Annotated in this window: 8 protein-coding genes and 1 tRNA gene; 7 read left to right on the top strand and 2 right to left on the bottom strand. The window is 43.7% G+C overall.

Translation table 11 applies throughout. The features are described 5' to 3' along the window. Positions 1 to 13: 13 nt before the first annotated feature. The 6 genes from mrdA (at position 14) to FXZ76_RS00590 (ending at position 7,431) form a co-directional block, all read left to right on the top strand. Positions 14 to 2,137, top strand: a complete 2,124-nt coding sequence (gene mrdA / locus FXZ76_RS00615) for a penicillin-binding protein 2 (RefSeq protein WP_079535209.1) — start codon at positions 14 to 16, stop codon at positions 2,135 to 2,137. A gap of 206 nt (positions 2,138 to 2,343) precedes the next feature. After that, positions 2,344 to 3,621, top strand: coding sequence for a rod shape-determining protein RodA (gene rodA / locus FXZ76_RS00610; RefSeq protein ID WP_231961711.1), 1,278 nt, complete (start codon positions 2,344 to 2,346; stop codon positions 3,619 to 3,621). Next, entirely contained in the window at positions 3,605 to 4,594 is a 990-nt protein-coding gene (locus FXZ76_RS00605; RefSeq protein ID WP_079535208.1) for a YcjF family protein, read from the top strand. The genes rodA and FXZ76_RS00605 overlap by 17 nt, the downstream gene beginning before the upstream one ends. Before the next feature lie 168 nt (positions 4,595 to 4,762). Beyond that, positions 4,763 to 6,667 (top strand): TIGR03960 family B12-binding radical SAM protein, encoded by a 1,905-nt coding sequence (locus tag FXZ76_RS00600; RefSeq protein ID WP_079535207.1) that lies wholly within the window; start codon positions 4,763 to 4,765, stop codon positions 6,665 to 6,667. After that, positions 6,667 to 7,272 (top strand): TIGR03936 family radical SAM-associated protein, encoded by a 606-nt coding sequence (locus FXZ76_RS00595; RefSeq protein ID WP_079535206.1) that lies wholly within the window; start codon positions 6,667 to 6,669, stop codon positions 7,270 to 7,272. Before FXZ76_RS00600 ends, FXZ76_RS00595 begins: the two co-directional genes overlap by 1 nt. 82 nt (positions 7,273 to 7,354) lie before the next feature. Further along, positions 7,355 to 7,431, top strand: a tRNA-Asp gene (locus tag FXZ76_RS00590). Between the two features lie 57 nt (positions 7,432 to 7,488). Here the strand turns inward: FXZ76_RS00590 and FXZ76_RS00585 are convergent. Together FXZ76_RS00585 and FXZ76_RS00580 are read right to left on the bottom strand one after the other, a co-directional pair. Next, the gene (locus FXZ76_RS00585; RefSeq protein WP_079535205.1) at positions 7,489 to 8,211 is read right to left on the bottom strand and encodes a response regulator transcription factor; all 723 of its coding nucleotides are present in this window, start codon (positions 8,209 to 8,211) and stop codon (positions 7,489 to 7,491) included. Positions 8,212 to 8,323: 112 nt separating this feature from the next. Continuing rightward, positions 8,324 to 9,574: a histidine kinase gene (locus FXZ76_RS00580; protein ID WP_079535204.1), complete on the bottom strand. Its 1,251-nt coding sequence runs from the start codon at positions 9,572 to 9,574 to the stop codon at positions 8,324 to 8,326. Between the two features lie 195 nt (positions 9,575 to 9,769). Here FXZ76_RS00580 and FXZ76_RS00575 point away from each other — a divergent pair, with 195 nt between their 5' ends. After that, the gene (locus FXZ76_RS00575) at positions 9,770 to 11,647 is read left to right on the top strand and encodes an MFS transporter (protein ID WP_079536815.1); all 1,878 of its coding nucleotides are present in this window, start codon (positions 9,770 to 9,772) and stop codon (positions 11,645 to 11,647) included. Positions 11,648 to 11,878 lie beyond the last annotated feature (231 nt).

The raw sequence follows: 11,878 nt of genomic DNA, 5'->3' as shown, positions 1-11,878 counted from the left end.
CGAAGGAATCTAAATGCTTCAGGCTTTATTAATAGCAATAATCACTGCAGTAATTCTGGCACTAGTTGTAGTCTGCGTTCTCAAAGTAATTGATTCACGACAGAAAAATGCGACTTCTGTCAAAAAGGACGTCAGAGAGGTGGGCGCGAAGCAGGTCATTTCGACCGAGAAAAAAGTCGATGACATCGAACTGAAAAACGAAAACAAAGACAAGGTTGCTACAGAGCGACTTTCAAAAAGAATTGTTGGATTTGGGGCTGTAACAGGTGGAGTTTTCGCTCTTCTTTTGGGGAAACTTGCATCAATGCAGCTTTTTAATCAAGATTCCTATGAAAGGGCTGCAAACGAGAACCAATATCGCGTTGTGAACACACCAGCATCGCGCGGTGTAATTAGCGACCGAAACAACCGAACGCTTGCCTATTCTGAAAATGTTTCAGCTGTTGTAGCTGAAAAAGATGTTTCTGACGACTCCGATGTTATGCGTCGCTTGAGCGCTGTTCTTGGAATTCCGTTTGGAATTGTGAGAAAAAGAATTCTCGATTCGACTGCCGGAGCACAGAGCCGTCGCGTAGTTTCCGACAAGGCAAGCGATCGCGACATTGCATGGGTGCTTGAGCACAAAGACCGTCTACCTGGTGTTTTTGTGGAAAACAGGACTGTCAGGAAATATACATATGGCGCTTTAGCCGCGCACGTTCTCGGCTACACGGGCTATCCAACTGAAGAGGAGGTTGCATCTTCTGAAGACCATTCATTGACACTCGATGTTTCAAATGGGAAAAGCGGCATCGAAAAACAATACAACAGTTTGCTTTCTGGCGATGCGGGGCAGCGCACGGTTCGTGTTGATGCCGATGGCAACATAGTCGAGGTCAAAAATGAGGTCGCTGCTGTTCGAGGCAGTGATCTGCAGCTCACTCTTGATGCCCATGCTCAATATATCGCCGACAGCATGCTTGCTGACAAATGTCACGACGGCAAGGCGTCCACGGGTGCTGTGGTTTGCATCGAAATAGAAACTGGTGGGATTGTTGCCATGTCTTCTTTCCCAACATATGACCCCAATCACTTCACCGATGGCATTCCTGAAGAAATTTGGAACCTTTATTCGAAGGAAGAGTCGCGAAGCCCAATGCTCAATCGCTCCATTTCTTCTGGCTATGCGCCTGGTTCAACAATGAAATCAATGTCGGCAATGGCAGGGTTGAAATATGGACTCACTTCAGAGGCTGCGGAATATAGTTGCACTGGAGAGTGGGACGGATTTGGCTCAGGAGATGTTCAGAAATGCTGGCTTTTAACAGGCCATGGTGACATTAATCTTCATCGCGGTATCGTCGTTTCATGCGACGTAGTTTTTTATGAAATTGCTAAGCAATTCTTTTTGCATGGGTCGGCAGGTTCAAATGACGTTTCTGACACTGCATTGCAGGAATATTATGAGCTTTTCAATTTGGGCAAAAAAACTGGCGTCGATTTGTCAGATGAAGCTGGGGGCAGAATTCCAACGCCTGAGTGGAAAAAGGAGCGCTGGAGAAATGTCCCTTCGCAGGGAAACTGGGTTGCTGGCGACTACACTAACATGATTATTGGTCAAGGCGACGTCTTGGTGACGCCAATTCAGTTGGCTTGCGCCTATTCTACAATTGCAACTGGTAAGGCCATGAAGCCTCATCTTGTGAAAGCAATCAAGAATTCAGAGGGCGACACTGTTGTTGAAACTCAACTTGAAACTCTTGTTCAGCCCGATTTGAACGAGGAGAACTTGCATTTTGTGCAAGATGCGCTTCATGACATGGTGCAAAGTGACAAGAATGTGAAGGGAGTTTGTGACGACCTTGGCATAGACGTTGCAGGCAAAACTGGCACTGCAGAACACGCCAATGAAATTCCAGACACCTTATTCGTGGGATATGCACCCTATGATGAACCCAAATATGTTTGTGCTTGCGTCTTGCAGCACGGTAATTCGGCAACGCTTGATTCTGCTCCAATTGTTTGCAACGTTTTGAACGCGGCAATTAAAGGCGAAGGAGATGCGACTTTAGAGGTTGGTTCAATCGCAGGTTATGCTGGTGAGGAATTGATCAGCGGTGCAAACCCAGGTGCAAGTTTGGGTGCACGCGGAAATTAGCGCACAAGTGGTTAGTTACTTAAGACTGAAGCGTGGATGCGTGTGTCAGAGAGCAAGAGACACCACGTGGCACATCTGCATGGGGTTGAATGTATGCAGATGTTTACAGTGGGTGCTACATTGCCTATTTTGCAGGCATTGAATTTGTACGCAAGTGAAGATTAGTTTAGAGTGAGATATAGAACGACTGAACAGCTAGGATTAAATTGGCTAAGCTACCAACATTAGATAACGTGGGCGGATTTTCCCCGACCGGGGGAAAGCACAAGCATGTGCGCAAAATCCCTGCACCGGGTGCCAAGCTTCCGTTTTGGTTAAGCGCGATTAACGTGCCTTTGCTCATTGTCCTTTTTCTTTTAGTTAGCTATGGCTTGCTCATTTGCTATTCGGCTGTTTCTGAAAATGACGAATATTCGTTCATGCGGCAGATGATGGGCCTTGGCATTGGCATTGTTTGCTGTTTAGCTGCCTATTTTTATGACTACAAAGTCTTTGAGAAGATGACCATCCCACTGTTAATTTTGACTGTAGCGATGATTTTATCGCCGCATTTGCCAGTGATTGGCGTTGAAGCGATGGGTGCGCGTTCGTGGGTGAAAATTGGAATGCAGTTTCAGCCAGGTGAGCTTGCTAAAGTCACAGTCATTCTTTATGGCGCATCGCTCATGGCAAAATATGGCGGAAAGCTTGACGACTTCAAGGAATATTGCAAAGTAGCAGGCATGCTTGCGATTCCATTCATATGCATTCTCACTCAGCCTGACCTCGGCACAGGACTTGTGTATCTTGTCATTTCAGCAGTGGTTGTGATAATGGGTGGCGCTCGAGCTCGCTATGTTCTCATGACAGTCGGGCTCATCATTGTTGCCTTTCTCGCGTTGCTTGCCCTTGACGAAGTTTTGAAAACGACAGCATCAGATGGCACAGTTGAATACAAGCTTTTGAAAAACTATCAGAGAAACCGTCTGTTTGTGTTTCTAAACCAGGGCGGCACCGACACTTCTAGTGAAGGCTACAACTTGCATCAAGCAATGATTGCTATTGGTTCTGGAGGGTTTTTTGGCAAGGGTCTTGGCGGCGCTACGCAGTCGACTCTTGGTTTTTTGCCTGAAGCCCCAACCGATTTTATTTTTTGTGTTTTGTGCGAAGAACTCGGCTTTGTTGGTGCACTTGTGCTTCTTGCTCTCTATGCGGCTCTTTTATATTTAACTATGAGAATCGGTCGCGATTCAGGCGATTTATTCGGTATGTTAATATGTTTAGGAATTAGTGCGATGTGGTTTTTCCAAATTTTGGAAAACATCGGAATGTGTTGTGGTGTCATGCCAATCACTGGAATTCCGTTGCCATTTGTGAGTTACGGCTCATCGTTTATGATTGTGAATTTCACTTGTTGTGGCCTCGTCGCAAATGTATGGCGCAAGTCAATTGCTGGCGGCGGTTCAACTATGTCGAAAGGTGTGAAATATGCCAAGACAATCTAGGTTAAAACAGGTCAATTCAATTGTGAAAAAATATGTCCCAAAGACCGAAGACATCAAAAATGTTGGTGCCGAAATCGCCAAAATCTCAAAACTTGAGGACATGACTCTAAATGTTTTGTTGTTTGTTGACAATCATGCTTCTAACGAGGCGTCGACAGTAGTTCGCAACCTTTTCATGACATCTGTTCCAAATGTTCGTTTGCAAATTTGCTATTTTGACAACAACGATGTGAACGTCGACCGTTCCGCCGACATGGCTGTGATTGTTGGATGCGACACTTCTTCTGTGGTGGATCTTTTATACAAAGTTCGCGAAATGGCTGTTCCTTGCTACATTGTCTTTGATGGATTCACGTCGTCATCTGTTTCTAGTTTCCTTGCGGAAAGAGAAATAGCAGGTGATTACTGCATTTTGAATCCCGAAGAAAAAGAATCGGTCGCGATTATGAAGAAGAAACTTGGCACATGGATTGCTAACGTTTGTGTTGGAAAAAAGTTTGCTTTTGCAGCTGCTTTTCCCTTTGTTGCACGTCCGCTTGCTATGGAAATTGTTCACTTGACTGCAATTGAAAACACCGCAGTTGGAATTGTTCCGTTTTTCTCAAAAGCTGACTTTCCAATCATGCTTTTGAATCAGCTGTGTATGCTTGGACAAATTGCCACAGTATACGGCAAAAAAATTGACTTAAACCTTTTAAAAGAAGCTGCTGGCGTTTTGGTTGCTGCGGTTTTCGGCAAAAAAGTCTTCAAAATTACTAACAAAATCATTCCTCTTCCTGCTTTTGTTATCTCTGGAGTTGTTGCGCTTGGAACCACTGAAGTCATTGGTCGTGCCCTAGTTTCCTATTTTGAGGCCGGCGGGGACATCGATGGAGTCGTAGAGCTTTTGAAAAAGACACTAGAGGGCTCAAAGGTTGCTAGCGATGCAGTAAAACCAATTGCATCTAAAATAGCCGCGACCGTCAGGGCATAGGGCTAGGTAGAGATTAGAATTAAACTCGTTTGCTGATTTTACTTGAGTGGACCCTTTTCTTTCTTTCTCACCCGATTTTGTTCTTTATTCCTTTTGCCGTTAAAATCAGTTGTGGAATTTTAAGATTTTGGGAACATACTTCTTGTTCTTTCAACATAAAAGGAAAAAATGCCTAGCAGAGTTTATAAATCCAGCATGGATTCATTGATTACGCCACTTCTTCGCGAGGTTGAGCGACCGTCGCGCTATCTTGGTGGCGAATGGGGTGTCACAATAAAGCCCGAAGACGAAGTTAATTTTCGTTTTTGTATGATTTATCCCGACACCTATGAATTGGGTCAGCCGAACCAGGCTCTTCGCATTCTGTGCAATGCTGTCAATGCAGAAGACGGAATGTTTGCCGAACGTGGCTTTTTGCCAGCAGTAGACATGATTGAAAAAATGCGCGAGAGAGACATCCCTTTTTTCTCGTTGGAAACTCACACAGCTCTCAAGGATTTTGATGCGGTTGGAATTACAGTGCCACACGAGTTAGCCTACACTAACATTCTCGAAGTTCTCGACCTTGGCAAGATTTCTGTTCTGACTAGTGAGCGCGAAGAAAACGACCCAATTATTATTGGTGGCGGACCTTGCACCTACAACCCTGAGCCACTTTACAGTTTTTATGACGCTTGTCTGATTGGAGAAGGTGAAGAATCGCTGCCTGAAGCGCTTCGTTTCATTCGAGATTTGCGAAATGAGGGTGTTTCGCGTGCTGAAATTGTTCGTCGTTTGGCAGAAATTTCTGGAACATATGTCCCCTCTGAATATGAGCAAGATAAAGAAGGTCATGTGGTGCCGAAGGACGGTTCGTGTGCGCCTGCATTTGTTGAAAAGCGTGTATATGCTGGCTTTGCAGAAAGCGACGCCTGGGAGCCTGCTATTGTGCCCTACATGGACATAGTTCATGACCGCTTGAATGTTGAAATCCTTCGCGGTTGCGCGCGTGGATGCCGTTTTTGTCAAGCAGGCATGATGTATCGCCCAATTCGCGAGCGCAGCGTTGAAAACATTGTGAACGCAGTGAAGCGCGGCATCGAAGAGACTGGCTATGAGGAAGTTTCCTTGACTTCTCTCTCTTCGACAGACCACTCTCAAATAAAAGAAATTTTGTCTCGTTTAAATAAAGAGGTAGCCAAGCCTGGAAGCGGAATTCGAGTTTCAATTCCATCTCAGCGCGTTGACTCTTTTGGCGTTGAGATGGCGGAACTTGTTGCAGGTGCGAAGCGCGGGGGTTTAACGCTTGCGCCTGAAGCTGGAACCCAGCGCATGCGAAACATAATTAACAAAAATGTGTCCGAACAGCAATTGCTAGATTCTATTGAACATGCGATGGATCTTGGCTGGCGTCGATGCAAGCTTTATTTCATGATTGGTCTGCCAGGCGAAACTGATGAAGATGTCATTGGAATTGCCGAACTTGCGGAAAAATGTTACAAGGTGATGCTAGACAATGTTGACAAGTCGCAGAAAGGCAATTTGTCACTTTCGCTCTCGGCAGCTGTTTTTGTTCCAAAGGCAAACACGCCTTTCCAGTGGTGCGGGCAAATTGATTCAGACGAGGCATATCGCCGCGCTCATTTAATTAAATCATCGCTCAAGCACCGCGCAATCAATGTTTCCTATCACGAGCCAAAAACCTCCCTCATTGAAGCTGTAATGTCGCGTGGAGGTCGCGAAATTGCTGATGTGGTTTACAAAGCATGGCTCAACGGCGCTCGTTTTGATGCATGGAGTGAGTTCTTTAACGAAGATGCTTGGAGACTCGCTGCTGATTCTTGCGGAATTGACCTGCAAGTTGAAGCTCACAAAACTTTTGATGTGGAAAAGCCACTACCTTGGGATCACATTGGTTGTGGAATCGACAAAAAGTTTCTCCTTTCTGAACTTGAGAAATCGAAAAACGAGTCAACCACGCCTGACTGCACATCGGTTGGAGTGAAATGTTCTAGATGTGCTGCATGTTGGAATTTGCCTTGTCGAAATCACATTGAGGGTGTTCGAGAGTTTGCATATGAGGGGGAGAAATAATGGAGGCGGTTGCAAGATTTCGTTTGCGAATGACTTTTGAGAAACTTGGCAGCCTCGCTTTTCTTTCTCATCTTGAGGTGACTAGTGCACTTGAGCGAGTTGTGCGCAGGTCAAAGCTGCCATTTGCGGTTAGCCAAGGTTTTTCTCCGCACATGAAGCTGTCGTTTGGCAGCGCTTTGCCTGTTGGAGTTGGAGGAACAGGCGAAATTGCAGACGTGATTTTGAAGGATTATGTGAATGTCAACGATGCGCTTAAAAGCTTGCAGAAAGCGAGTTCTGAAGGCTTGCGCGTGATCGATTGCAAATACATCGACATTAAGGCTCCTGCTGCATCTATTGCTTTTGAGAACAGTGTCTATGAGTGTGTTTATGACGGGGAAATTCCCGATTTTGACGTTCCTGAAACGATTGAGGTTGTTAGAAAAAAGAAATTAAAGGTTCTAAATGTCGATGATTACCTTGTTGAGATGCCAACCATTGAGGGGCAGAATCTCACTTGTACGCTGCGTTCTTCGCAGGCTGGAGCGTTGAGAATCGATAAACTTCTCGAGAGTTTTCAAATTGAGACGCCTTTAGTTTCAATAACCAGAACAAAACAGTTTTAAAAAATTGGCAATTTGTTTGGACTTTTTTAAACTTCATGTATAATAACTAATCGCACTTCAAATGAAGTGTTTCTCGCAAAGCGGGGTGTTAGCTCAGTTGGTTAGAGCGCCGGCCTGTCACGTCGGAGGTCGCGAGTTCAAGTCTCGTACATCCCGCCATCAAATCCCGAATGTTTTTTTTGCTTTAGTGGGTTGTGCTTTGAACTGGCTGCCCGGTTAGTTCTGATAATAGAAAATGGCGATTTGTGTTCGGTTTTTTAGGCCCAGCTTAGACAGAATGTTGCTGATGTTGTTGCGCACCGTGCCTTCGCTCAAATAAAGACGTTTAGCAATTTCTGAATTGTCAAAACCTTTTGCGATTTCAATTACGATGCTTTTTTCTCGAGGAGTGAGATCAAAACCCTCAAGTTTTCCTTCACTGAACTTATTTGCTTTATTTTGCGAATCAGCTTTAGCAACAGTTTCGCATGATGAAAGTGTCTCCAGTGAAACCTCAGTTTTTGCTGTGGCTTGTTTATTTGAAAAAAGACCCTCAATGTAGCCCATAACTTCATCTCCAAGCACGCGCTGACCTGCTGCTACGCTTCGAATTGCGGGGGCTATTGATACAACATCTTGTTTGATTAAATAGCCATATGATCCTATTTTCAGAGCGTGAACAATGTATTCTTCATCGGAAAAAGTTGACAGGAAAAGAACCTTCGCACTTGGGTGCTTTTTTAGCAATTGTTCGGCTCCCTCAAGCCCATTTGTCTCTGGCATTTGAATGTCTGTCAGCACAACATCGGGCGAAAACTCTTCATATAGATTCAGGATTTCAGACCCACTTGTGCCACCGCCTGCAAATTCGATGTCTGGTTGCGCATTGAGAATTGTCTTGAGACTTTCCACTATGAAGTTATCGTCGTCTACAACGATTGTTTTTATTTTGTCACCCATAATTTCCTTGATTCTTATCTGTTGCTGGTTATTTTTAATTTCATTTTTGTTGCTTTTAGCGTCTTATTTCTAGTCACGCTTTCTGTGTCACTACTTTTCGAATGACTGATTTTTAGATCTGTTCTGCCTTTTTTGGAATTGTTGCAAAGACTGTAAATCCATCATCTGCAAATGTTTTGAATGTACCGCCCTGTGATTCAATGCGCTCTCGCATACTGCGCAAACCAAGCCCATCGTTCTCACGTTCCGTATCTTTACCAGGTTCGAATGAAGTGCTCTCTCTTGGGTTGTTCGAAAGACTGAACTCTTCGCTTTGACGTTCAAGGTTTTGGCTTCCTATTGTTGTGCAGCCCCCATTTTTTGAAAAGTTGGCTTTTGTTTTTACATCATTGCACCCGCCATTATCTTTAAAGCGGAATCGCCAAAAGCCGGGGTTTTCGACGATAGATATTGAAACGCGAGTGGCATTGCTGTGCTTGATAACATTTTGAAAGCATTCTTTGACAAGAATGAGCATTGTGTCGGCAATGTTTTCTGGCATTTGATCGATTAAACATTCTGTTGAGACGGTAATTCTTGGGTAGTTGTTTGTAATGTCTTGAATTTCTTTTGGCAGGTCACGAGCCTCGGCGTGTAATGCATGAATGCTTTTCCTCATGTCGTCCATGGCCTCATGGAGGGTGCGTCCAACATTTTTTAGATCTTCGATATAGGTCACATCATCTTGATGGATCACTTCCAAAGCGTCAACTTGATATATTGAACGAGTCAGAAGATGTCCCACATTGTCGTGTATGTCTCGCGCTATGCGTGCACGCTCTTCGAGAGTTGCGCGATGCGCTTGCATGTCTCTCAATTGTTCTAAATGAAGAGATTCTTTTTCGTATCGAAGTTTTGTTTCTTCAAACAAATCACGGTTGTTTGCAATCTTAAATTTTGCTTTTATATAGCAGGTAGTGTTGTAATAAAGAAGCGATGCAAGGATCATCAGTGCAATGTTGAACACTATTCCTGTGCTGTTCAGATCATAAAGACTGGCGATGCAAAGCGAAATTCCAACTAGCTTCTGCCAGTTTTCTTTGCACTCAAGATAGATGTAGACGCAAAGTGCAATGCTGAACTTTAGCGGAAAAAGAAAAAGCGAAGCAATGGTTAGTGCCAAAGCGGTCAAAAACTTGAGCCATGAATTATTTATTACTGTAAAACATGTGGCAGTGATCGCAACCAAAAGGGAAATGACAACATATGTTGCAGGCTGGGCTTGTATTGTTGCAAATTCGGCAGAATCTAGAACATTGATATAGACACCAAAAAGCAAACAGCAAGAAATCAGAATTGCGAATTTGTTTGCCAGGTGATTCATGTGTTTATTTTACAAGTCGGTTTTACCTTCAATCTTTGAAGTGTTGCATAAAAGCTTACGAAAAAATAATGATTTTGTGTATAATGCGTTGAGTCACACAAGGTGGGCGTGCAAAGAAGCTATTTATGAATCGGCCAAAAGGCCACACAAATGCGCCAGTTTGCCTTAAAAGTTTACAAAGAACAGGAAAAACAAATGGATAAAAAAGCACCTCTTGCGATGCTAGTTGTTTTATATGGAAGCGCTTTTATTGCTGGGTTTAATGAAAACCTTGTGAACATGGCATTGCTCTCGATTATGAACGAGTTTTCAATAGATTCGATTACGGCACAGTGGCTTGTAACAGGCTACATGATTGTCGCAACTGTTGTTGTAATGAGCATGGCAGTTCTATATCAGCGATTCCCTTTGAGAAGACTCTATTTCATTGCCGCGCTATTTAGTTTTGTTGGTTCAGCTCTGGGGCTGTTTTCGCCAAATTTTGAAGTTCTCATGGTTGCGCGTCTCATTCAAGCCCTTGGGACGGGAATTTTCATTCCGCTCATGATGAACACAATACTAATCGTGACACCGAAAAACAAACTTGGAACCTATTTTTCAATTGGCGGCTGCATGATAACTTTTGGCCCCGCTTTTGCTCCTGTGGTTTGTGGCGCAGTGGTGTCTGCTTTCGGGTGGAGATACATTTTCGCTATGCCCACAATTGTTGTTTTGATCCTTGCGATTATTGCAATTTTTTGCGTCAAGAATCTTGAGAATCACTATCTGAAGCTAGACGTTGCTTCAGTGGGTCTTGCAGCTCTTCTGCTGTTTGCGCTCAGTTTTGGGCTTGCTCAAGTCATGGTTGATTGGACTATTGGCGCTCCTGCACTTGCATTATTTGTTTTAACAGGCATTCTTTTTGTTATTCGACAACTAAAAATTGACAACCCTCTCATAAATTTAAACCCAATGAAGTCAATTCGCTTCTGGCCTTCAATTCTCATGACTTCGATAGCTATGATTGGAACTTTTTCGTGTAGCGTTTTATTGCCAATTTACTTTGAGGGTGCGTGTGGCTTGATTCCGTTCATTGCTGGTCTTGTTTTGTTGATTCCAGTGCTGAGTAACTGTGTAGCAACAATATTTGCGGGTCGTCTATTCGATAGATTTGGAGAGTGGCCTCTGCTTCCTTTAGGTTTTGCATGCGTGACTGCAGGTTTTTTGTTGCTGACTTTTTTCTCTTCTACTCTTTCGCTTCAGCTTGTGTTCTTTGCCGCAATCGTTGTTTATGCTGGAACAGGCTTGATTTTTTCTCCTTCGCAAACTGCTGGCTTGAAAACTTTAACGCGTGAGGAAAATCCATATGGTGTTGCTCTAACAAACACTTTTGTCCAAATTGCTGCATGCATTGGGCCTTCACTCTACACTGGGCTCATGACTTTTGGACAAAACGCTTCTGTGAATGCTGCGACAAATGCAAATCTGGCACTTGCAGAAGGTTTTTCGCTCGCTATGACAGTTGCTTCAGTGTTTGCCTTAGTTGGCACATGTGTAGGCTTTTTCTATGCACGAGCTGCCAGGAAGAGAGTGTCTGGTGCTGCGTCCGAACCCGTGTGTGGAGCAGAAGAAAGCACTTCGCTGCTACAACAAATTATGCAAACAACCCCTTGGTGCATTAATGAACATGCAAGTGTTCGCTCTGCCATGTCGACGATGGTCAAAAAAGAAGTTGGCGGATTGCCTCTTGTCAATGACAATCACGAGGTTGTGGGTTTTGTTTCTGATGGCGACATCATGCGATATATTGCAGAAAAGTCGCCTTCAGTTACCTCTAGCTATTCACTGTTAGAAATGGCTAACAACCAAACACTGGAAGAAAAGGTTAATGAACTTTTGCGTCTTGAGGTTGGTGTAATTGCGACAAACAAAGCAATTTCAATTGATTTAGCTTCCACCCTTGAAGAGGCCTGCAACTTGCTTGCTGACAAAAAATTGAAGAAGTTGCCTGTCATCGATGATGGAAAAATTGTTGGAACAATAAACAGAAGTGACATTATGCGCTTCATAATGCAGCAAAGTTTGCAAGCATAGAGCATTTCCTTCTGCCATTTTTTTAACAGGACATTTGGTAGGAGATGAATGTTTGTGCATTATTTTTGTGCAAGCACAAACGTTAACAGGCGATTCGTTTAAGACGGTCACTTTTTCTAATAGCATTAGTTGTTTAGCTGGGTTGCTAATGTAGACTTTTATGATTTTTTGTAAGCCACTAAACATAAAAAACGTGACTTCTGTCACTAGCGAAAAAAGTGGCACTTTGCA

Origin of the sequence: Phoenicibacter congonensis, assembly GCF_902386915.1 — a bacterium.
Taxonomy (GTDB): domain Bacteria; phylum Actinomycetota; class Coriobacteriia; order Coriobacteriales; family Eggerthellaceae; genus Phoenicibacter; species Phoenicibacter congonensis.
The sequence above is the reverse complement of the archived record's forward strand: the minus strand, read 5'-3'. Positions and strand labels throughout refer to the sequence as shown.

What these genes read in the sequence shown, in the direction of transcription:
- FXZ76_RS00600 (WP_079535207.1), top strand. Translation starts at nt 4,763, where the DNA reads ATGCCTAGCAGAGTTTATAAATCCAGCATGGATTCATTGATTACGCCA.
- FXZ76_RS00595 (WP_079535206.1), top strand. Translation starts at nt 6,667, where the DNA reads ATGGAGGCGGTTGCAAGATTTCGTTTGCGAATGACTTTTGAGAAACTT.
- FXZ76_RS00585 (WP_079535205.1), bottom strand. Translation starts at nt 8,211, where the DNA reads ATGGGTGACAAAATAAAAACAATCGTTGTAGACGACGATAACTTCATA.
- mrdA (WP_079535209.1), top strand. Translation starts at nt 14, where the DNA reads ATGCTTCAGGCTTTATTAATAGCAATAATCACTGCAGTAATTCTGGCA.
- FXZ76_RS00580 (WP_079535204.1), bottom strand. Translation starts at nt 9,574, where the DNA reads ATGAATCACCTGGCAAACAAATTCGCAATTCTGATTTCTTGCTGTTTG.
- FXZ76_RS00605 (WP_079535208.1), top strand. Translation starts at nt 3,605, where the DNA reads ATGCCAAGACAATCTAGGTTAAAACAGGTCAATTCAATTGTGAAAAAA.
- FXZ76_RS00575 (WP_079536815.1), top strand. Translation starts at nt 9,770, where the DNA reads ATGGATAAAAAAGCACCTCTTGCGATGCTAGTTGTTTTATATGGAAGC.